This is a genomic window from Pseudomonas sp. SF2 (assembly GCF_036858055.1).
Classification (GTDB): Bacteria; Pseudomonadota; Gammaproteobacteria; order Pseudomonadales; family Pseudomonadaceae; genus Aquipseudomonas.
The window spans coordinates 25,623-45,326 of record NZ_JAMBDI010000039.1; the positions used below are offsets into that span (position 1 = coordinate 25,623).

20 protein-coding genes are annotated in these 19,704 nt (G+C 64.5%); 9 read left to right on the forward strand and 11 right to left on the reverse strand.

From position 1 onward, the window contains the following. Positions 1–18 precede the first annotated feature (18 nt). The gene (locus M2S36_RS20395; protein WP_015271531.1) at positions 19–1,626 is read left to right on the forward strand and encodes an NAD(P)/FAD-dependent oxidoreductase; all 1,608 of its coding nucleotides are present in this window, start codon (positions 19–21) and stop codon (positions 1,624–1,626) included. Positions 1,627–1,930: 304 nt separating this feature from the next. Then, positions 1,931–3,106, forward strand: a complete 1,176-nt coding sequence (nhaA, locus tag M2S36_RS20400; RefSeq protein WP_233694767.1) for a Na+/H+ antiporter NhaA — start codon at positions 1,931–1,933, stop codon at positions 3,104–3,106. 69 nt (positions 3,107–3,175) lie between these two features. Here the strand turns inward: nhaA and M2S36_RS20405 are convergent, their stop codons facing one another. Further along, a complete protein-coding gene (locus tag M2S36_RS20405) occupies positions 3,176–3,640 on the reverse strand; it encodes a glycine zipper 2TM domain-containing protein (protein WP_207832885.1) in 465 nt (154 codons plus the stop codon). A 147-nt stretch (positions 3,641–3,787) separates the two neighbouring features. On the opposite strand from M2S36_RS20405, the gene M2S36_RS20410 reads away from it, so the two are divergent. After that, positions 3,788–4,021, forward strand: a complete 234-nt coding sequence (locus M2S36_RS20410; protein WP_233687006.1) for a hypothetical protein — start codon at positions 3,788–3,790, stop codon at positions 4,019–4,021. Positions 4,022–4,148: 127 nt separating this feature from the next. Here M2S36_RS20410 and pdxH read toward each other — a convergent pair whose 3' ends face one another. From pdxH to dinG, 5 genes are all read right to left on the reverse strand, one after another. Then, positions 4,149–4,796 carry a pyridoxamine 5'-phosphate oxidase gene (gene pdxH, locus M2S36_RS20415; protein WP_063913111.1) on the reverse strand — a complete coding sequence of 216 codons (648 nt, stop codon included), beginning with the start codon at positions 4,794–4,796 and terminating at the stop codon, positions 4,149–4,151. An 18-nt stretch (positions 4,797–4,814) separates the two neighbouring features. Then, the gene (locus tag M2S36_RS20420; RefSeq protein WP_207832889.1) at positions 4,815–5,792 is read right to left on the reverse strand and encodes an OmpA family protein; all 978 of its coding nucleotides are present in this window, start codon (positions 5,790–5,792) and stop codon (positions 4,815–4,817) included. A 99-nt stretch (positions 5,793–5,891) separates the two neighbouring features. After that, complete coding sequence (locus M2S36_RS20425; protein ID WP_333957751.1) at positions 5,892–7,037, reverse strand: serine hydrolase domain-containing protein; 1,146 nt, start codon at positions 7,035–7,037, stop codon at positions 5,892–5,894. Positions 7,038–7,255: 218 nt separating this feature from the next. After that, positions 7,256–9,490, reverse strand: coding sequence for a beta-galactosidase (locus M2S36_RS20430; protein WP_333957752.1), 2,235 nt, complete (start codon positions 9,488–9,490; stop codon positions 7,256–7,258). 79 nt (positions 9,491–9,569) lie between these two features. Beyond that, positions 9,570–11,714, reverse strand: a complete 2,145-nt coding sequence (gene dinG / locus M2S36_RS20435; RefSeq protein WP_207832895.1) for an ATP-dependent DNA helicase DinG — start codon at positions 11,712–11,714, stop codon at positions 9,570–9,572. A gap of 98 nt (positions 11,715–11,812) precedes the next feature. On the opposite strand from dinG, the gene M2S36_RS20440 reads away from it, so the two are divergent. Continuing rightward, the gene (locus M2S36_RS20440; protein WP_207832898.1) at positions 11,813–12,277 is read left to right on the forward strand and encodes a CopD family protein; all 465 of its coding nucleotides are present in this window, start codon (positions 11,813–11,815) and stop codon (positions 12,275–12,277) included. A gap of 84 nt (positions 12,278–12,361) precedes the next feature. Here the strand turns inward: M2S36_RS20440 and M2S36_RS20445 are convergent, their stop codons facing one another. The 4 genes from M2S36_RS20445 to M2S36_RS20460 form a co-directional block, all read right to left on the reverse strand. Then, positions 12,362–13,120, reverse strand: a complete 759-nt coding sequence (locus M2S36_RS20445) for a collagen-like protein (protein ID WP_207832900.1) — start codon at positions 13,118–13,120, stop codon at positions 12,362–12,364. Beyond that, positions 13,113–13,388, reverse strand: a complete 276-nt coding sequence (locus M2S36_RS20450; RefSeq protein WP_051100302.1) for a DUF1145 domain-containing protein — start codon at positions 13,386–13,388, stop codon at positions 13,113–13,115. The genes M2S36_RS20445 and M2S36_RS20450 overlap by 8 nt, the downstream gene beginning before the upstream one ends. A 98-nt stretch (positions 13,389–13,486) precedes the next feature. Next, positions 13,487–14,206, reverse strand: coding sequence for an OmpA family protein (locus M2S36_RS20455; RefSeq protein ID WP_207832902.1), 720 nt, complete (start codon positions 14,204–14,206; stop codon positions 13,487–13,489). Between the two features lie 89 nt (positions 14,207–14,295). Continuing rightward, complete coding sequence (locus M2S36_RS20460; protein WP_063913119.1) at positions 14,296–14,988, reverse strand: OmpA family protein; 693 nt, start codon at positions 14,986–14,988, stop codon at positions 14,296–14,298. A gap of 159 nt (positions 14,989–15,147) precedes the next feature. Here M2S36_RS20460 and M2S36_RS20465 point away from each other — a divergent pair, with 159 nt between their 5' ends. The 4 genes from M2S36_RS20465 to M2S36_RS20480 are packed head-to-tail and all read left to right on the forward strand — an operon-like array spanning position 15,148 to position 16,814. Continuing rightward, entirely contained in the window at positions 15,148–15,642 is a 495-nt protein-coding gene (locus M2S36_RS20465; RefSeq protein ID WP_207832904.1) for a DUF6231 family protein, read from the forward strand. A gap of 2 nt (positions 15,643–15,644) precedes the next feature. Continuing rightward, a complete protein-coding gene (locus M2S36_RS20470; RefSeq protein WP_063913121.1) occupies positions 15,645–16,121 on the forward strand; it encodes a YchJ family protein in 477 nt (158 codons plus the stop codon). A gap of 2 nt (positions 16,122–16,123) precedes the next feature. Beyond that, positions 16,124–16,609 carry an LEA type 2 family protein gene (locus M2S36_RS20475; protein ID WP_207832906.1) on the forward strand — a complete coding sequence of 162 codons (486 nt, stop codon included), beginning with the start codon at positions 16,124–16,126 and terminating at the stop codon, positions 16,607–16,609. A gap of 7 nt (positions 16,610–16,616) precedes the next feature. Then, entirely contained in the window at positions 16,617–16,814 is a 198-nt protein-coding gene (locus tag M2S36_RS20480; protein ID WP_003258907.1) for an SEC-C metal-binding domain-containing protein, read from the forward strand. Positions 16,815–16,876: 62 nt separating this feature from the next. Here the strand turns inward: M2S36_RS20480 and M2S36_RS20485 are convergent, their stop codons facing one another. Next, entirely contained in the window at positions 16,877–18,073 is a 1,197-nt protein-coding gene (locus M2S36_RS20485; RefSeq protein WP_241105943.1) for an MFS transporter, read from the reverse strand. 155 nt (positions 18,074–18,228) lie between these two features. On the opposite strand from M2S36_RS20485, the gene M2S36_RS20490 reads away from it, so the two are divergent. Further along, positions 18,229–19,569 (forward strand): aminotransferase-like domain-containing protein, encoded by a 1,341-nt coding sequence (locus M2S36_RS20490; RefSeq protein WP_233687014.1) that lies wholly within the window; start codon positions 18,229–18,231, stop codon positions 19,567–19,569. The last annotated feature ends 135 nt before the right edge of the window (positions 19,570–19,704 follow it).

The window sequence follows — 19,704 nt, forward strand, 5'->3', positions numbered from 1 at the left end:
GGGATACTGGACCCTGCCATGCTACGAATCACCGAACTGAAGCTGCCCCTGGACCATCCCGACGAAGCCCTGCGTGAAGCCATCGTCCAGCGCCTGGGCATCCGCGACGAGCAACTGCTCAGCTTCAACCTGTTCAAGCGCAGCTACGATGCGCGCAAGAAGAACAGCGAACTGCTGTTCATCTACACCATCGACCTGGAAGCCAGCAACGAAGCCGAGCTGCTCAGCAAGTTCGCCGACGATCGCAACATCGGCCCGGCACCAGACGTAACCTACAAGTTCGTCGGCAAGGCCCCGGCCGATCTGCAGGAGCGCCCGATCGTGGTCGGCTTCGGCCCGTGCGGCATCTTCGCCGGCCTGTTGCTGGCACAGATGGGCTTCAAGCCGATCATTCTCGAGCGCGGCAAGGAAGTACGCCAGCGTACCAAGGACACCTGGGGCCTGTGGCGCAAGAGTGTGCTCAACCCCGAGTCCAACGTGCAGTTCGGCGAAGGCGGCGCCGGCACCTTCTCCGACGGCAAGCTGTACAGCCAGATCAAGGACCCGCAGCACCACGGCCGCAAAGTGCTGGAAGAATTCGTCAAGGCCGGTGCGCCGGACGAGATCCTGTACATCAACAAGCCGCACATCGGTACCTTCCGCCTCACCGGCATGGTCGAGCAGATGCGTCAGGACATGATCGCCCTCGGTGCCGAAGTGCGCTTCCAGCAGAAGGTCACCGACCTGCTGATCGAGGATGGCCAGCTGACCGGCGTGGTGCTGGAGAGCGGCGAACAGCTGCACTCGCGCCATGTGGTTCTGGCCCTGGGCCACAGTGCCCGCGACACCTTCCGCATGCTGCACGCCAAGGGCGTGTACATGGAAGCCAAGCCGTTCTCGGTGGGCTTCCGTATCGAGCACCCGCAAACACTGATCGACAAGGCGCGCCTGGGCAAGTACGCCGGCCACCCGAAACTCGGTGCCGCCGACTACAAGCTGGTGTACCACGCCAAGAACGGCCGTTCGGTGTACAGCTTCTGCATGTGCCCGGGCGGCACCGTGGTCGCCGCCACCAGCGAGCCGGGCCGGGTGGTTACCAATGGCATGAGCCAGTACTCGCGTAACGAGCGCAACGCCAACTCCGGCATCGTCGTAGGTATCGACCCCGAGCGCGATTACCCGGGCGGCCCGCTGGCCGGCATCGAGCTGCAGGAACGCCTGGAAGCCCACGCCTATGTGATGGGCGGCAGCAACTACCAGGCCCCGGCGCAGCTGGTGGGTGACTTCGTCGCCGGCCGGCCGTCGACTGCGCTGGGCAGTGTCGAGCCGTCCTACAAACCGGGCGTGACCCTGGGCGACCTGGCGCCGAGCCTGCCGGACTTCGCCATCGAGGCCATTCGCGAAGCGCTGCCGGCGTTCGACCGGCAGATCAAAGGCTACAACCTGCATGATGCGGTGTTGACCGGGATCGAGACCCGTACGTCGTCGCCGCTGCGCATTACCCGCGGCGAGGACTTCCAGAGCCTGAACCTGAAGGGTCTGTTCCCGGCGGGTGAAGGGGCCGGGTATGCGGGCGGGATCCTGTCCGCCGGTGTCGATGGGATTCGCATTGCCGAGGCGGTGGCGCGGGATATGCTCGGCCTGTAATTTTGCATCGACCCTTTCGCGGGCACGCCCGCTCCCACAGGTACAGCACAGCCTTTGAAAACCGTGCAGTACCTGTGGGAGCGGGCGTGCCCGCGAAAGGGCCCTGACAGGCATCAGAAAAATCCACAACCAACGTCAGACTTCCCCTCCTCCATCCTTCCCCAACTACATCTAGGCTTGCCTCAGCCCAGCCGGCAACAACATATAACAAAAACGAATATAGTTTTTGTTTTAAAGCATATCGTCACAGGCTAGGGTGTAAGCCCGCTCCAATCGTAAACTGCTCATGGAGAGCCTATAGCCCGTGCGTAGCCTGTTAACCCGTTTCATCCAGCTCGAAGCCGCCAGCGGCCTGCTACTGATTGCTGCGGCCATCCTGGCCCTGGTCATCAACAATTCACCGCTGTCGTACCTGTACAGCGGCCTGCTCGACGTTCCCGTCGCCGTCCAGGTCGGCGCACTGCACATCGCCAAACCGTTGCTGCTGTGGATCAACGACGGCCTGATGGCCCTGTTCTTCCTGCTCATCGGCCTGGAGGTCAAGCGCGAAGTGGTCGACGGCCACCTGTCCAAGCCCTCCCAGGTAATCCTGCCTGCCACCGCCGCAGTGGGCGGCATGGTGATACCGGCACTGATCTACTGGTTCATCAACCGTGACAACCCCGCGGCCGTGGCCGGCTGGGCGATCCCGACCGCCACTGACATCGCCTTCGCCCTCGGTGTGCTGGCCCTGCTGGGCAAGCGCGTGCCGGTGTCACTGAAACTGTTCCTGATGACCCTGGCGATCATCGACGACCTGGGTGCGATCATCGTCATTGCCCTGTTCTACTCGGGTACCCTGTCGAGCGTGTCACTGCTGCTGGCCGCCACCTGCCTGGTCGTGCTGGTGGCCATGAACCGGCTTGGCGTGGTCAAGCTTGGGCCGTACATGGTCGTTGGCCTGATCCTGTGGGTCTGCGTGCTCAAGAGCGGCGTGCATGCCACCCTCGCTGGCGTTGCCCTGGCGCTGTGCATCCCGCTGCGCACACGCCATGCCGAGCGCTCGCCGTCGCTCGCCCTGGAACACGCCCTGCATCCGTGGGTCGCCTACGCCATCCTGCCGCTGTTCGCTTTCGCCAATGCCGGTGTATCGCTCGCAGGCATGACCGTAGAAAGCTTCACCCACCCGGTGCCGCTGGGCATCGCCGTCGGGCTGCTGCTGGGCAAGACCGTGGGTGTCTTCGGCCTGACCTGGATCGCGGTCAAACTGCGCCTGGCCGCACTGCCTGTCGGTGCCAGTTGGGGGCAATTGCTGGGTGTGGCGATACTCTGCGGTATCGGCTTCACCATGAGCCTGTTCGTTGGCTCACTCGCCTTTGTGCCGGGCAGCAGTGATTTCGCCGGGATGGACCGCATGGGTATTCTCACCGGTTCGTTCTTCGCCGCCGTGATCGGCTATGCGGTAACCGCCATGGCCAGCCGCAAGCCCAGCAACGACTGACTTGGCCACAGCATGAAAAAACCCCGACTGGCGAGCGCCATGTCGGGGTTTTGTTTTATTGCGCTACGGTCAGTGCGAGACGCGGCTGGTACCGTCGACGGTCATGATGCGCACGCGGTCGCCAACGCGGAAGATCTCGTTCTGCTGCACAGCCTGCACATAGGCACGCATGCTGCCATCGTCCTCACGCACGGTGATTTCGACACCCTGGGTGCGAGTCAGGCCTTCTTCGGCGGCAGAACCCGCCAGGCCACCAGCAACGGCACCGATCACGGCGGCGACGATGCTGCCACGACCACCGCCCACGGCGCTGCCGGCCACGCCACCGACGATGGCGCCAGCACCACCGCCGATCGGGGTCTTGGTACCTTCGATCTTGACCGGGCGCAGGGATTCGATGGTGCCCATACGCACGGTTTGCACGCGGCGGGCCTCATCACGGGAGTAGCTGTCACCGGTCAGGCTCGAGGCACAGCCACCCAGCAACAGCGACAGGGTGGTAAAGGTTGCCACCAGCAAAGCGGATTTACGCATGGGTAAGGTCTCCATAAGTCAGGTGCTCATTAGACGCTGCACGTTGACGGCTGTCACGGTACAAACGCAATAAAATTGTTTTCATTCAGCCGAGGTACAGCCTGCGTGGCTGTGTCGAGGCCTTTTCAAGTGAGACCAAGGATAGCCATGGATTACTTCATCGTCGTGGTCACCACCGTTGCGGGGCTGTATTTCCACTGGTGGCTGTATGTGCGCATGCGCCGCTGGATGGACCGTGACCTGGCGTTGTCGCTGGCCGGGTCGGACCCTGGAAAACGCGCGTATATGCTGCAAAGGCTGGAGCAGGCGCGGATGGAGAAGGTGGGGCGCAAGCAGTTGGCGGGGTGGTTGGAGCGGGAGGCTGCGGGGTATCCGGGGTAGCCTTGGTAATTGCTGGGGCCGCTTTGCGGCCCTTTCGCGACACAAGGCCGCTCCCACAGATTGGGTCTGCGCTGTACCCGTGGGAGCTGCCTTGCGTCGCGATGGGCTGCGCAGCAGCCCCGGAACCTCAGGGCGCCAGCCTCTCCCGCAGCCATTGCCCGTCCACCAGCCGGTAGTTCAGCCGGTCGTGCAGGCGGCTAGCCCGCCCCTGCCAGAACTCGATGCGTTCAGGCAGCAAACGATACCCCCCCCAATGCTCCGGGCAATGCGGCTGGGTGTCGGAGAAACGCGCCTCGGTGGCCTTGACCAGCGCCTCCAGCTCCTCGCGGCCGGCAATCACCTGGCTCTGCGGTGAAGCCCAGGCCCCCAGGCGGCTGCCCAGCGGGCGTACCTGGTAGTAGGCGTCCGACTCCTGGGCCGTGACCTTTTCCACCCGCCCTTCGATACGTACCTGGCGCTCCAGCGCTGGCCAGAAGAACGTCATGGCGGCGAAGGGGTTAACCAGCAGTTGCTGGCCCTTGGCACTGTCGTAGTTGGTGAAGAAGGTGAAACCACGCTCATCGAGCCCCTTAAGCAGCAAGATGCGGCAGTGAGGGCGGCCTTCACCATCGACAGTGGCCAGGGTCATGGCGTTGGCTTCCACCGGTACCTGCTCGGTTTTCACCGCATCGGCGAACCACTGGTGAAACAGGGCGAACGGCTCCCCCGGGGCCTGGGCTTCAGCCAGGCCATCACGGGTGTAGTCGCGGCGCATATCGGCCAGGGATTGGGTCATTGCTGCGTTCCTTGACGATCAGTTGGTCTTCGCAGGGCTGTTGGCAGCTACTTTCTTGTCAGCGGTAGCTTTCTTGGCGACGGGCTTGGCCGGCGCGGCTTTTTTCTTGGCCGTGGTCTTGGCTGGCGACTTGGCCTTGGCTTTGGTTACAGGCTTCTTCGCCGCAGCCTTGGCGGCAGGCTTGCTGTCGGCAGCCTTGGCCGCAGGCGCTTTTACATCCTGTACCGCCACCATCGGGGCCCGCGCCGGGGCGGCTTGCTGGTACTTGGCCAACAGGGCGACCATGGTGTTCTGCGGGGTCAGCAGCATTTCCACGCGGCGGTTCAGGGCACGGCCTTCGGCGCTGTCGTTGGCGGCGCGCGGCATTTCCGAGCCCATGCCCTTGAGGGTCAGGCGGTCACGCTGCAGGCCGCTGAGGCGGAAGATGGCCGACACCGAAGCGGCACGTTCCAGGCTGAGCTTCTGGTTGGCGGCAGCGACACCGCTGTTGTCGGCATGGCCAAGCACCAACACGGCGGTCTTGGCATCGCCTTCGACGGTCTTGGCCACACGGGTAATCGGGCCCAGGGTCATCGGCAGCAGCATGTTCGGACGGTCAGGGTTGTACGAGCCGTCCACCGGAATGGTTACGGCCAGCACATTGTCGCGGCGCTCGAGCTCCAGCTTGCTGCCCTTGATCGCCTCACGCAGCTTGGGCTCGTACTCGTCCAGCCAGGCCTGGGTGGCCTTCTGGTCGATCTTCGGTACCACCGGCCCCTTGGCCTGCTTCTCGTCAGCGCCGAACGGCCACCACCAACGGCTGGCATTCTCGGACTTGGCGTCGGCCTTGGCCACGTTTTCAGTGACGGCTTGCTTCACTTCCTGCTCGGCAACCTTGTCCGAACCGAAGGGCCACCAGCTCGAGGCGCTGTCCTTCGAGCCGTCCTGGGGGTGACTGGCACAGCCGGTAACGGCGGTCAGGCACAGGGCGAGTGCTAAGGTTTTGTGTGAAGACATCAGCGATACACCATGAAATAGAAAGAAATTTTGTCTACGCCCTTCAGGCGTTGGCATTGAGGATAGTCAAAGGGGTGGGGCAATACCCGCATTACCCGATCAAAGGCAACTGGCAAGGACACGTACCAGGTTCTGGGCTCGCGGGTCCATGAGCACATAAGGGCCAAGGGTATTGACCACGAAACCGAAGGCCACGTCGTACTCCGGGTCGGCGAAACCGACCGAACCACCGGCACCGGGGTGGCCAAAGGCGCGGGCACCGAGGCCGAAGGTGGCATTGGCCACGTCGGGCTGGTCGAGCATGCAGCCCAGGCCAAAACGGGTCTGGGTGAGCAAGGTACGGTCCTGGCCGAGGCTGTGCTCACGGGTCAGTTCGTCGAGCAGTTCGGATTCGAGCAGGCTGCCGTCCAGCAACCCGGCATAGAAGCCCGCCAGGCTGCGCGCATTGCCATGGCCATTGGCCGCTGGCTGCTGCATGCGCCGCCATTCCGGCTTGTTGGTGCTGGTCAGGATCGCCGGCGGATTGGTGAAGGCCCGGGTCGACAGGGCCTCGGGTTCGCGCATGGTCACCTGCAGCAGGCGCTGCGCCGCAGCATCCCCGGCGTTGCCCTTGCCACGGGAGATATGCGCCACGCGATGGAACTCGTCGTCCGCCAGGCCGACATGAAAATCCAGCCCCAACGGCCTCGCGGTACGGGCGACGATCGAGTCGCCGGGGCCACGGCCATCGGCACGGCGGATCAGCTCGCCGATCAGCCAGCCGTAGGTGATGGCGGCATAGCCGTGCTCGGTGCCGGGTGTCCACCAGGGCGTTTCGGCAGCCAGCGCATCGACCATGGCCTGCCAGTCATACAGCGCTTCGGCCGGCAGCAGCTCACGGATGGCCGGCAAGCCGGCACGGTGGCTGAGCAACTGGCGCAGGGTGATCGCCTGTTTACCGGCCTGGGCGAACTCGGGCCAGTAGTTGGCTACCGGGGCATCGAGGGCCAGCTTGCCTTCGCCGACCAGTTGCAGGGCGGTGACGGCGGTGAAGGTCTTGGTGCAGGAGAACAGGTTGGCGATGGTGTCGCTGTGCCAGGCCTGCTGGCCATCCTTGTCGGCACTGCCGGCCCACAGGTCGACCACGGTTTCGCCACCGACCTGGATGCACAGCGCGGCGCCACGCTCCTGGGGATCATCGAACAGCGCGGCAAAGGCTTCGCGCACTGCTTCGAACTTCAGCTCATAGTGACCCTGGATCTGCACCCGCTGTTCTCCGTACGACCAATTCCGAAAATGGTGTGCATTGTTTCAGTAGTTTGGCGTTTTGCAAACTGGCTTGGGCTGGGTGGTTACGATGAACGGTAGCCAAGCTGGACTTAATGTGGGAGCGGGCGTGCCCGCGAACACCGGCATGGCCGGTGCCATCCACCCGGTCGCCTGATTCGCGGGCACGCCCGCTCCCACATCCATTTGCACACTAGTCAGGGAATCGGTTTTTCCAACTGAGTACGTAGCTGGCTCATTGCCTGCAAGTTGCTCTTGCGCACGGCATCGACAAACCCCGGGTAAGGCATATCGGTGATCGCCACCAACCCCAGGTGGCCGTTCTCGCCATCGAGCAGGCGCCCGCTGGCCGGCTGGTCGAGGTACTGGAACCAGTGCGCGCCAACGATCATCGGCTGCGCCAGGGCCGCCTTGAGGAAGTTGCCGTAGGCCGGGCCGCGGTCTTCTTCACGCGCCAATTCCAGCGGCCCCGGCCAGAACGGCCCGCGATCGCGCGAGCCGAACTGGAACTCGGACACCAACACCGGCTTGTCCAGCTCGGCCAGGCTGGCGAAGTCGTAGCCATCCTGCGGCTTGAGGGTATAGAAGTTGAAGCTGAGCACATCGCAGAACTCGGCACAGGCCTTGACCGCCTCAGGCGTGCTGACGGCATAGCGCCCCCCCAGCAACAGGTGATTGGGCGCATGCCACTTCAACGAGTCGGCAATGGTCCTGAAGTAGGTTTCTGCAAACACCTGCTGGAAGTGCTGGTAGTCACGCTCGATTTCCGGGTGCTCCGGGTCGGGCAACGGTGCCTCGAAGCCCGGGTCCTCCATGAGCTCCCAGGCGGTCAGCTCGATGCCCCAGGCCTTGGACAGCCCTTCCTGGTTGCGGTACTTGTCGCGCAACTGCTTGAGGAAGGCGCGCTTGGCCGGCACGTCGGTGGTCAGGCGCAAGGTTCCATAGGCCAGGCCGTAACGCGCCTTGGGGTCGCTACCGGGGGCGGCCCAGGCCAGTTCGTTGTCGGCGAAATAACCGATCAGCCAGGGGTCGTCACGGTGATCGCGGGCGGCAATGGCCACGGCGCGCTCGGTGGCCATGGCAAAACGCGGGTCGAACGGGTCGGGCATGCTGCCCCACCAGTCCATACCGGTGCTGATGCTGGCGTAATCCCCCACGATCGACAGCGGCAAGGTGTACGGCATGCGCTTGGCCTGGCCCAGGGCCGGCTCGCTCCAGTTGCCGATCGTGTTGAAACCCCAGGCCTGCAGGCGGTCGAGTGCATGCGCCTGCCAGCGGGCGGCATCCAGCGCCAACGGCGGGCAGTTGGCCGGCTGCCCCTCTGCCGCGGGCGGGCAGGGTTTGCCATAGGTGCGCTGCAGGTTGGCGGCATAGAAATCGAACCAGCGCCCCTGTTTGAAGTTGCGCCCTTGCGACGAAGCGTTGCCGTCGTCGTTGTTGCCCTCGCCATAGAATGCGGCCAGTGCATCGCCCTCGCCCGGCAACGCCTTGAACATCCCCTCACGCCCGGCAACGTAGGTTCGCCCGCCATCCGAAGCCACGGCATTCACCCCCAGGGAATAGAACGGGTGCCCCTCGGGTGTTACCAGGTACCAGCGGCCGTCACGTTTTTCCGTGCGGAAGAAGCCTTTGGCCTCGAACGCTGGTCCCGCCAGCAGGCCACCGTACGCGTCCAGTTGCTGCTTGCCACGCTCTGCCAGCCAGCCTTTGAGCTGTTGCTGCTCGCGCACATCGGCCGCCTTGAGCTGCTCGTCATTGGCAACCTTCTCTGGCCAATGGCCGCGGGTGGACTGGCCATAGGCATCGATCAGCTCGTGGTAGGCCGCCTTGTAGGCCTGGTCGTCATCCTGGATGCCCACCCGTTCGATCAGCAGGTTCTGCGCCACCTTGGGGTTGGGGATGCTCAGGCTGACCGAGGCCACCTGCTTGAGGTCGACCGCGCCGGTGCTGCTGGTCAGCAGCAGGCGCTGGCCGCCATGGCTCCAGGGCATGGGCGGGCCGGCGCGCATGCCCTGGCTCAGCGGCGAGCTGGCCGTCAGCGGTACCATCACGGTTTGTGCAGGACCGGCAGGCAGGTCGATGCGGCTGGTCAACGTGCGGCCATCACTGCCCTGCACCATGACATCCACGGTCAGCGCCCAATCCATCGCGCTTTGCAGGCGCAAGGTCAGGAATTGCCCGCTGGACCAGTCCCACACACCGCTTTGCGGGCTCAGGCGCAGGGTCGGCCGCTGGGCCGGGTTGAACACCACGCGCCGCAACACCTCGCCTTCGGCCGTCTGCTCCGCGTTGTACTGCGGCATGCCGGCATCCTCGGTCGCCACATTGACCACCGAGGCCGGGCGCACGAAGCTGAACAGCGTCTGCTGCCCAGCCAGCAAGGGCGAGCTGAACAACAGGGCGAAAACGGCGGGCAGGGTGCGGCGGACCATAAGGCTGGGGCTCTCCTTCAGGGCCCTCATGGCCCAAGACTGAGTAATGGACAACGCGCCGGAGCAAGTGCTCCGGCGGTCAGGAAATTTCCCGCCGGAACGGCGGCAGCGCATTGAGAATAGCCTTGCCGTAGCGCTGGGTGACCAGGCGCCGGTCAAGCAAGGTGATGACACCGCGATCCTGTTCGGTTCGCAGCAGGCGGCCGCAGGCCTGGATCAACCGCAGCGAAGCGTCAGGCACGGCAATTTCCATGAACGGGTTGCCGCCACGGGCCTCGATCCACTCCGCCAGCGCCGCTTCGACCGGGTCGTCGGGCACGGCAAAGGGAATCTTGGCGATCACCACGTGTTCGCAGTAGGCGCCCGGCAGGTCGACACCCTCGGCAAAGCTGGCCAGGCCGAACAGTACGCTGTGCTGGCCATCGTCGACCCGCGCCTTGTGCTTGTTCAGGGTTTCCTGCTTGGACAGGTTGCCCTGGATCAGCACCAGCTTGCGCCAGTCACGGTCCAGGCCATCGAACACGTCCTGCATCTGCTTGCGCGAGGAGAACAGCACCAGCGCGCCGCGGGCGTCCTCGACGATGTTCGGCAGCTCGCGGATGATCGCCGCGGTATGCGCCGCCGCATCGCGCGGGTCGGCCTTGAGGTCGGGGACCCGTAGCAGGCCGGCATCGCCATGCACGAACGGGCTGGGCACCACGCAGGTGACCGCGTCACGCGGTAACCCCGAGCGCATGCGGAAGCGGTCGAACTTGCCCAGCGCGGTCAGCGTCGCCGACGTCACCAGCGCGCCATGGGCCACGCTCCACAGGCTGCGGCGAAGCATTTCGGCGGCCAGGATGGGGCTGGCGTTGACTTCGATGTCGAACAGCGCACCGCTCTCGGCCAGGGTCAGCCAGCGGGCCATGGGCGGGCTGTCTTCCGGGTCTTCGGCGGTAAAGGCCGTCCACAGCTCCCAGTTGCCCTGGGCGCGGGTGACCAGGCTACCGAACAGCGGGTACCACTCCTCGGCCTGGTGGCTGGCGATGCCGATGCTGACCTCGCCGTCCATGCCTTCCTTGAGCAGGTCGGCCAGGCGGGTGAACAGGTCGTTGAGGCGGGCAAAGCCCTTTTTCAGCTCGATGCCCACTTCGCGGATCTGCTCCGGCACCACGCCGCCTTCGAAGCGGTAGCGGGGGCGCTCACGGCCTTCGTTGTCCTCGCTGGGGCGGAAGTCGGCAACCTGCTCGCACAGGGTGAACATGAACTGCTGCTGCGTGCGCACTTCCCGCGCAAGCTCTGGCACCTGCTCGATGTACTTGCCCAGGTCACCGGGCAGCGGGTGCTGGGCCAGCAGCTTGGTAAGATTCTTGGCGGTCTGCTCCAGCCAGTCGGCAGTGGAGCGCAGGCGCGAATAGTGGGCGAAATGGCCGATGGCCTTGTCTGGCAGGTGGTGGCCTTCGTCGAACACGTACATGGTGTCGCGCGGGTCGGGCAATACCGCACCGCCGCCCAGGGCCAGGTCGGCCAGCACCATGTCGTGGTTGGTGACGATCACGTCGACCTTGCCCATGCCTTCGCGGGCCTTGTAGAACACGCACTGCTGGAAGTTCGGGCAATGACGGCCGGTGCACTGGCTGTGGTCGGTGGTCAGGCGCGCCCAGTCCTGGTCTTCCAGGGCTTCGGGCCAGCTGTCGCGGTCACCGTCCCAGCGGTTGCCGGCAAGCTTCTCGATCATGCTGTTGAACAGCTTCTGGCTGCGCTCGTCGACTTCGATGCGGAAGCCTTCTTCCTCGAACAGCTGGGCGGTGGCCGACTGGGCGTGGCCCTCCTGCAGCAGGATGTCGAGCTTGGACAGGCACAGGTAACGGCCACGGCCCTTGGCCAGGGCGAAGCTGAAGTTCAGCCCGCTGCTGCGCATCAGGTCGGGCAGGTCCTTGAAGACGATCTGCTCCTGCAGCGCCACGGTGGCGGTGGCGATCACCAGGCGCTTGCCGGCAGCCTTGGCGGCCGGAATGGCAGCCAGGCTGTAGGCTACCGTCTTGCCGGTACCGGTGCCTGCCTCCACTGCCACCACGGCAGGCTCGCCAGCACGGCGGCCTTCTTCGTCACAGGCGATGTCGCCGAGCACCTTGGCCACTTCGGCGATCATCAGACGCTGGCCATAGCGTGGCTTGAGGCTCTTGGCTTCGAGAAAACGCGTATAGGCGCCCTGGATGGTGGCTTTGAGTTCGTTGCTGATCATGGTCTGCAGGCGCCCGGAGGGCTGGATATATTTTCAGTGTTTCGCATGGGGCGGCTATCATACCCCGCTATTGCCCTTTATGCCGCATGGAGATCCGGATGCTTGCCTTTGCCCTGCCCTACACACTGCATGTCCTTGCCGCCCTGGTGTGGGTCGGCGGCATGTTCTTCGCCTGGCTGGTGCTGCGCCCGGCAACGGTTGCAGCCCTTGAAGGGCCTGCCCGGCTGCGCTTGTGGGTGGAAGTTTTCCGACGCTTCTTCGGCTGGGTCTGGCTGGCCGTGGCGATTTTGGCGATAAGTGGTATCGGCATGTTGCACATGCGCTTCAGCGGCTTCGAGACTGCACCGAAGTATGTGCAGGTGATGATCGGTGGGGGCATCGCCATGTTTGCCCTGTTCATGCGCATCCAGGCATTGCTGTTGCCGGAACTGAAGGCGGCGGTGCAGGCCGAGGACTGGCCGGCGGGTGCGGCAGTGCTGGGGCGGATTCGGCGGATGGTCGGGATCAACCTGCTGCTGGGCCTGGCCGTGGTCGCAGTGGCCAGTTCGCGCCTGATGATCTGATGCTGCCTGCACCGGCCCTATCGCCGGCAAGCCAGCTCCCACAGGTACTGCCCATGGCTTGCCGGCGATAGGGCCGTACAGGTTTCACAGGCGCTGCAGGATCAGTTCGCCCGCTGCCCCCGCCAACCCGGGCTGGCCCGGCTGCCCCGGGCGGCCATTGGCACCGGCGTCGGTGCGGTACACCAGGCAGCCCTTGCTCGCCCCGCCTTTACCGGCCTTGCCAGCAGCCCCGGCCTTGCCCGGTGCACCACCGTCCAGGCGCACCACGATGCGCTCCTGCGGGAAGCCCTGCGGCACGCTCAGGCGGATGCGCCCACCCGGCGCGCCATCGTGCCCGTTGCCGCCGTCATCGCCATTGGCACCGCGGCTGGCCTGGCCCCAGGTGCAGCCACCGGCCTGGCCGTTGGCGCCATCGAGCCCCACGTAACCCGGCGCACCGGCACCGCCACGGGCATCGATCGCCAGCCGCTCGGCATCCACTTCAGCCAGTTTCAGGTCCAGGCTGCGACCCGACCGGGCTCCCCGCTGGTAGGTGCCCGCCGCCCCCGGCGCACTGAATTCGCTGCCCTCACCCAGCCGCGCGCTGCGCGCCTCGATCAGCAACGGGCTATCGGACGGTGCAATGGCGATACGCGCATCGCGCCCCAGTTCCAGCTGGTCGACCTTCAGTTCCGCGAGCGAGGCAGGCAGCAGCAGGGTTGCGGCGTCAGCGACACGCAGGTGCGCAAGGTGCACGCTGGCCGACTTGTCGGGCAGGCGCAGCATGGAGTTGGCAGCGACCACCAGGCTTTCGGCCTGGGCCAGGGGAGCGGCCAACATGGCCAGCAACATCAAATTACGCATTTCGCGGCGCCTCCTGCGCACGGGGAATGGACATGACATGGAAGATACCCGTCAACAGGATCTGCAGACGATCGAACCAGCGGTGGCTGCGCCCGCGCAAGCTGCCATTGAAGAACAGCACTTCGAGCAGGTGCAGGCCCAGCAAGGCGATGCCCGCGGCGTTGATCAGCAGGTTGAAGGGCAAAGGTTGTGGCATCAACTGATTGAACAACACCACACCCCAGAAAGCGACTGTCAGGACCTTGCCCAGGCCCAGGATGAACTTCATACCCCGCCCCCATGGATTGTTGTTATGTCCAGACGGCCCGTTCGAGCGGGCCGTGCGACCAACATTAACTGCAATGCCAAGGCAGGCGCCAGCACCGCTCAGTTGAGGTGCAGCTCCACCCGTCGGTTGCGGGCGCGGCCCTCCTCGCTTTCGTTGTCGGTAAGCGGTTCACTCTCGCCGCGCCCCTGACTGGTGACCTTGCCCGGCGCCAGCCCCTGGCCGATCAAGTACTCGGCCACGCTGCCGGCGCGGCGCTCGGAAAGCGCCTGGTTATAGCTGTCGGAGCCTACGTTGTCGGTATGCCCGATCACGCTGACCTTGGTCACCGTCGGTGAATCGAGTTTCGCCACCAGGCCCTGCAGGCGCTGTTGGGCCGCCGGGGTCAGCTCGGCGGAGTCGAAGGCGAACATCACTGCGCCGTTGTCATCCAGGATGATCACCTCTGGCGAGGGTTCAGGTTCAGTGGCAGGCGGCGATGCGGGGTACACTTTCAACGGGCAACCCATGTGGTCGACCGTAGTGTTGGCAGGGGTATCGGGGCAACGATCGCGGCGGTCGAAAATGCCGTCGCCATCTTCGTCACCATCCTGGGCGTAACAGATCAGGCCCCCGGCAATGGCACCAAGGGCACCGCCGCCGGCCGCCCAGCTTGAACTTTCGATGGCCCCCAGGCCACCACCGACCAGGCCGCCGAGCAGGCTGCAGATGGGCCAGGTCCTTTGGTTGAGGGGCGCGCTGCCATCGCTGTGGGTGGCGCAGCCCGTGAGCAGGCTGGCAGCCACCAACAGCGGCAGCGCCGCCTTCGACGTCACACTCATGCTGAATGCTCCTGTGTCATTGGCCACTAACGGCTGACCGCCGTCAAGGCACGCCCGTGCCACTGCTCAAGGCACGGGCGCACGCCGTTCTACCGCTGGATCTTGATCTCGGTACGGCGGTTCATGGCACGCCCGTCGGCCGTGGCGTTGTCGGCCACCGGCTGGGTTTCACCGGCACCGACCACCGACACGAAGCTGCTGCGCGGCACACCGCTCTCGACCAGGTAATCGGTCACCGAGTGGGCACGGCGCTCGGACAGTTTCTGGTTGTAGCTGTCGGAGCCGACGCTGTCGGTATGGCCGCTGACGCTCAGGCGGGCAGACGGCGCTTCCTGCTTCAGGCGCGTGGCAATGGTGTTCAGGCGCTCCTTGTCGCTGGCGGTCAGGCGCGCAGAGTCAAACTCGAAGTGCACATCGCGGATGACGATGACTTCTTCCTTCTGCACCACCACTTCCTCCACCACCGCAGCCGGCTGCGGCGGGCAACCGTTGGCATCCACCTGCACACCACGCGGGGTGCCAGGGCACTTGTCACGGCTGTCCGGCACGCCGTCGCCATCCTCGTCGCCATCGCCATGGGCCCAGCAATAGCCCGCCGCCAGGCCACCGCCCAGCAACGCGCCCCAGCCAGCCCAGCTGGAACTCTCGATGGCGCCCAGGGCAGCGCCGCCTACACCCCCGACGGCAGCACATTTCGGCCAGTCGGTCTTTTGCAAACCTGCACAACCAGTCAACACACTGGTGAGCAGGACCAGGGGTATCGCTGTGCGTACTATGCTCATTTCATTGCTTCTCCTAGGGGGAATCGGCATAAGGCCGATCTCTGGGAGTAAAGACCGAGCATTTGATCCCTGCCACCAATAAGCCACGACACGGTCACATGCCTCTTTGCCCGCACGCTGCGGCCCGCTAGTCTTGGACGACTTCAACGAGGATTGCCAATGACCGACGGTTTTTCCCAGCGCACCCCGCAGCAGGCCCTGGCGGCCCTGCTGGAGCGCTTCACCCCGCAACGCCTGCTGCTGGTAGGCACGCGCTTCCCGGCGCTGGACGCTTTCGCCCAGGCGCACCCACAGGTAACCATCGCCACTGCCGCCCCAGGCCCGCTACCGGCCGAACTGGCAGCCCAGCGCTTTGACCTGGCGGTACTGGTGGACTGCCTGGAGCACCTGCCCAAACGCACCGGCCTGGAACTGCTCGGTGGCATTCGCAACCTCAATGCCAGCCGGGTCGCGGTGCTGACCGACCTGGCCGCCTGTGGCTGGCAAGACACCGATTTCTTTGCCCTGGCCCTGTCGGCCAGCGAGAAATTCCGCCGTGACCAGCAGGTATTGAGCCTGTTCACCTATGATCTACATGACTACAAACAGGTACCGGACTGGCTCAACGCCAAGTTCTGGGCCAACCCTGAAAACTTCGGCAAGTACTGGTGGTGATGATGAGTGTCTCGGTCTGCCCTTGTGGCAGTGGCAACCTGCTCGAAGCCTGCTGCGGGCATTACCATGCCGGCACCCCGGCACCGGATGCCCAGGCCCTGATGCGCTCGCGCTACAGTGCCTACGTGCTGGGCCTGGTCGACTACCTGGTGGCCACCACCCTGCCGGCCCAGCAAGCCGGCCTGGACCGCGCCGCCATGGCCGCCTGGAGTGCCCAGAGCACCTGGCTGGGCCTGGAGGTGGAAAGCGCAGAAGTGCTGGGCGGCCAGCCGGAGCACGGTTTCGTCACCTTTACCGCTCGCTGGCACGACCAGGAGGGCGACCATCAGCACCGCGAGCGCTCGGCATTCGTCCAGCATGCCGGGCGCTGGTACTTCATCGACCCCACGGTCGGGCTCAAGGCCGGGCGCAACGACCCCTGCCCCTGCGCCAGCGGCCAGAAGTTCAAGAAATGCTGCGCCAGTTACGTGGGTAGCTGAACATGATCGCCCGCCCCCGCCCGCTGCTGTTCGCCGCCCTGATGGCATGGCTGGCACTGCTGGCGGGCTGCGCCAGCTGGGGCGGTGATGACTGGCGCGAGCCCGAGGTGCACCTGGTCAAGGTGGAGACAGTCAAGGCCAGGTTGCTGGAGCAGGAGTTCGTGCTGCACCTGCGGGTCGACAACCCCAATGACAGCCGCCTGTTCATCCGCAACCTGTCGTATGCCATACGCCTCAACGACCTGTTGCTGGTGCAGGATGAAACCAGCCTGTGGCGCAGTGTCGGCGGGCATGCCCGGCGCACCTTCAAGATCACCGCGCGGACCAACCTGTGGCAGCACCTGAAACCGCTGGCCAAGCTGCTGAAAAGCGAGCAACCGTTGCATTACAACCTGCAGGGCGAGCTGGCGACCGGGTTGCTCATCCATCGGGACCTGCACTTGTCGCGCAGTGGTGAGATAATCCCCGGCGATTACAACCCGGAGTAACCCTGCAATGTCCCAACAACCCCACGTTCATGGCCCTGACTGCAACCACGATCATGATCACCACCACGATCATGGCCATGTACACGGCCCGCACTGCAACCACGGCCACCAGGAGCCGGTACGCAACGCCCTGAAAGACGTTGGCCGTAACGACCCTTGCCCGTGCGGTAGCCAGAAAAAGTTCAAGAAGTGCCACGGCGCCTGACCTGAACAGCACTTGCGCGTCCCTGCTGCGGGCCGCGCTGTGGGTAGTCGGGGCCTTCCTGCCTAGCTGGCCCTTGCAGGCCCGGCTACCTTGCGCTGCAGCACCCCGGCGGTGGCCATGAGCAGCACGATGCACAGGGCCATGCAAATGGCATTGGTGCCGTCCCAGCCGACCGAGCCCAGCAACAGCGACGGGCTGAATGCGCCAATGGTCGCGAACACCGCAATGGCCAGATCGTTTTTCCCCTGCATCTGCATCGCAGCCGGGCTGTTTTGCAGCGTTTGCGCCAACAGCGCCCCCCCACCCACGTAGGTCAGGTTCCAGCCCAGGCCGAGGGCTATCAGCGCCAAGGTCATCATCGCGTAGCTGTGCGACCACAGGTTCATGGCCGTGCAACCGATCAACAGGCCCAGGCCTAGACAGATGGTGGCCCTGATCCCGAGCTTGTGGATGATGGCGCCAGTGAAGAACGACGGGGCGAACATGGCAATCACATGCCATTGAATCGCCAGGCGAACGTCGGAAAAGTCCTCATGCATGTGTTTCATGTGCATCGACGCCTGGATCATCAGCAAATTCATGATTCCGTAGCCCAGCGCGGCCACTGCCATGGCCAAGGCGACCACCGGGCTCAGCGGCTCAGCGGCTGTACCAGCCGGTTTCGCTGCACGGTCGGTATCGGCGATACCGCTGTCGTCGGGCAGGCAAACCGCAATGAGTAAGGACATCACCGCCAGGCCGACAAAGGCGGCGTAACACAGCGAAAACAACGGATACCCGCCAAGGTCGCGCAGCCATTCGGTGAGCGCCGGCCCGACCACGGCAGCGATCACCCCACCTGCCACGACCAGCGAAAGCGCTCTTGGCTTCAGGTTCTGGGCCAGATTGTCGGTGGCCGCGAAGCGGTTGAAGTTGGCAAACGCAATGTAGATGCCCAATGCCGAATGACTGACCACCAGCGTCGGGAAGTGCTGGTACAGCACGGCCAGATAGCCGGTGATGCCGGACACCGCCAAAGGTATCGAGCCCAGCATGAACGCCCGCTTGCGGCCGATACGGCTCATCAGCCCGGAGACCGGGTAGGTAGCCAGCATCATGCAGAGAAACTGAAAACCGTAAGGCACCGTGGACCACGTGGCGGCAGGCGCCAGTGCCGCCCCGACAATGGCCGCCATGGTCACGGACATGACCGCAGTCGTCAGATTGATCGATTGCGCGGTGAAAAACAGATAAGTGCGCCGCGGTAGTGTGCTCGACATAGCGTGTGCTCACGGTAGGTGGACGGGGTGATTTCGACATCGCGAAAAGTGCCGACAGCTGCATGGTCGCATCTGCCGCGCTCTGAAATGCGAACAGTCGACGCGCTTTCCGGTTAACTGTTAGGCTATTTTTTCTAACAGTTGCAGGACCCGACATGCGCCCGCATAGCCTTCATGACCAGTTGAAACAGCGCCTTGAAGCCGGCGAATGGCTGCCTGGGCAGCGCATGCCGTCCATCCGCAAGCTGAAGGCGGCGGTCAACTGCAGTTACCACGATGTCGTCTCCAGCTATGCCCGGCTGGTCAGCGAAGGTGTGTTGACCGCCATTCCTGGCCGCGGCTACTTCGTCGCCAGCCATACACGGCAAACCGGCACGGTGGATGCGCCCACAGGCATGGCCGGCGACCCATTGTTCAGGCTGCTGCAGGGGGGCCAGCACTACACCAAACTGGGCAGCGGCTGGCTGCCACCCGCCTGGCGTGACACCGAGCTGCTGGCCAAGGCGATTCGGCGCACGGCGCGGCTGGAGCAGAGTTCGCTGGCGGAATATGGCGACATCCAGGGCTACCTGCCCATGCGCAAACAGCTGTGCGTGCACTTGAAACGCCTGACCCGTGTCGATGCCCAGCCAGGCCAGTTGCTGACCACTCTGGGCGCCACGCAAGCGCTGGACCTGGTGGCGCGGTTGCTGATCAAGCCAGGCGATCACGTGTTCGTCGACGAGCCCGGCAATGGCAACCTGATCAAGCTGATCCAGTTGGCCGGTGGCCACGTGGTCGGGGTGCGGCGAACCCAGGACGGACCGAACGTGGAAGACATGAAAGAGCACCTGGCCAGGCACAAGGTCAAGGCGTTCTTCTGCAACAGCACCTTCCACAACCCGACCGGCGGCAATATCAGCCCGCACAATGCCTTCAGCATCTTGCGTCTGGCGGTGGAACACGACTTCTTCGTGGTCGAGGATGATGTCTACGGCGACTTCAGCCCGGGCGTGCGCCAGACCTTTGCCGAACTGGACAACCTTGAGCGGGTCATCTACATCGGCAGCTTCTCCAAATGCCTGTCCGCTTCATTGCGCGTGGGCTACATCGCCTGCTCGACCGACCTGATAGAGCCGCTGACACGCCTGAAACTGCTGACCTGCGTGGCGGTGCCGGCGTTTTGCGAACGCTTCGTCAACACCATCCTGTCCGACGGCACCTATGCCCGGCACATGCAAGACCTGCAGCAGCGCCTGATCCGCCAGCAGGCCCAGACCCAACGGTTGTTAAGGGAACGTGGCTGGCAGTTCGACATAACGCCGCAAGGCGGCATGTTCCTGTGGGTCCACCACCCCGAACTGGCCGACCTGCAGCCCTTCATGCATCGCCTGGAACAGCACAAGGTGCTATTGATGCCAGGCTCGGCCTTTGCCGTCAGCCGTGACTATCAACGCCATGCGCGCATCAACTGCACGCACTTTTCCGACGCCGTGGCCGAGCATTTCAAGGTTTGAGTGCCTGTCTTGAGTTTTGAGAGGGTGCGTAAATCGAGCGCCGCCCGCGCGGCGCATCGCGAGCGAAGCTCGCTCCTACATCTGTTTCGGGCCAGTATCGCCTGTGCCAGCGCACGCGACCGCCTTGTTTGTACG

What these genes read in the sequence shown, in the direction of transcription:
- M2S36_RS20455 (WP_207832902.1), bottom strand. Translation starts at nt 14,206, where the DNA reads ATGAGTGTGACGTCGAAGGCGGCGCTGCCGCTGTTGGTGGCTGCCAGC.
- M2S36_RS20460 (WP_063913119.1), bottom strand. Translation starts at nt 14,988, where the DNA reads ATGAGCATAGTACGCACAGCGATACCCCTGGTCCTGCTCACCAGTGTG.
- M2S36_RS20410 (WP_233687006.1), top strand. Translation starts at nt 3,788, where the DNA reads ATGGATTACTTCATCGTCGTGGTCACCACCGTTGCGGGGCTGTATTTC.
- M2S36_RS20430 (WP_333957752.1), bottom strand. Translation starts at nt 9,490, where the DNA reads ATGGTCCGCCGCACCCTGCCCGCCGTTTTCGCCCTGTTGTTCAGCTCG.
- M2S36_RS20445 (WP_207832900.1), bottom strand. Translation starts at nt 13,120, where the DNA reads ATGCGTAATTTGATGTTGCTGGCCATGTTGGCCGCTCCCCTGGCCCAG.
- M2S36_RS20470 (WP_063913121.1), top strand. Translation starts at nt 15,645, where the DNA reads ATGAGTGTCTCGGTCTGCCCTTGTGGCAGTGGCAACCTGCTCGAAGCC.
- pdxH (WP_063913111.1), bottom strand. Translation starts at nt 4,796, where the DNA reads ATGACCCAATCCCTGGCCGATATGCGCCGCGACTACACCCGTGATGGC.
- M2S36_RS20465 (WP_207832904.1), top strand. Translation starts at nt 15,148, where the DNA reads ATGACCGACGGTTTTTCCCAGCGCACCCCGCAGCAGGCCCTGGCGGCC.
- M2S36_RS20450 (WP_051100302.1), bottom strand. Translation starts at nt 13,388, where the DNA reads ATGAAGTTCATCCTGGGCCTGGGCAAGGTCCTGACAGTCGCTTTCTGG.
- M2S36_RS20405 (WP_207832885.1), bottom strand. Translation starts at nt 3,640, where the DNA reads ATGCGTAAATCCGCTTTGCTGGTGGCAACCTTTACCACCCTGTCGCTG.
- M2S36_RS20475 (WP_207832906.1), top strand. Translation starts at nt 16,124, where the DNA reads ATGATCGCCCGCCCCCGCCCGCTGCTGTTCGCCGCCCTGATGGCATGG.
- M2S36_RS20485 (WP_241105943.1), bottom strand. Translation starts at nt 18,073, where the DNA reads ATGTCGAGCACACTACCGCGGCGCACTTATCTGTTTTTCACCGCGCAA.
- M2S36_RS20480 (WP_003258907.1), top strand. Translation starts at nt 16,617, where the DNA reads ATGTCCCAACAACCCCACGTTCATGGCCCTGACTGCAACCACGATCAT.
- M2S36_RS20440 (WP_207832898.1), top strand. Translation starts at nt 11,813, where the DNA reads ATGCTTGCCTTTGCCCTGCCCTACACACTGCATGTCCTTGCCGCCCTG.
- M2S36_RS20395 (WP_015271531.1), top strand. Translation starts at nt 19, where the DNA reads ATGCTACGAATCACCGAACTGAAGCTGCCCCTGGACCATCCCGACGAA.
- M2S36_RS20420 (WP_207832889.1), bottom strand. Translation starts at nt 5,792, where the DNA reads ATGTCTTCACACAAAACCTTAGCACTCGCCCTGTGCCTGACCGCCGTT.
- dinG (WP_207832895.1), bottom strand. Translation starts at nt 11,714, where the DNA reads ATGATCAGCAACGAACTCAAAGCCACCATCCAGGGCGCCTATACGCGT.
- M2S36_RS20490 (WP_233687014.1), top strand. Translation starts at nt 18,229, where the DNA reads ATGCGCCCGCATAGCCTTCATGACCAGTTGAAACAGCGCCTTGAAGCC.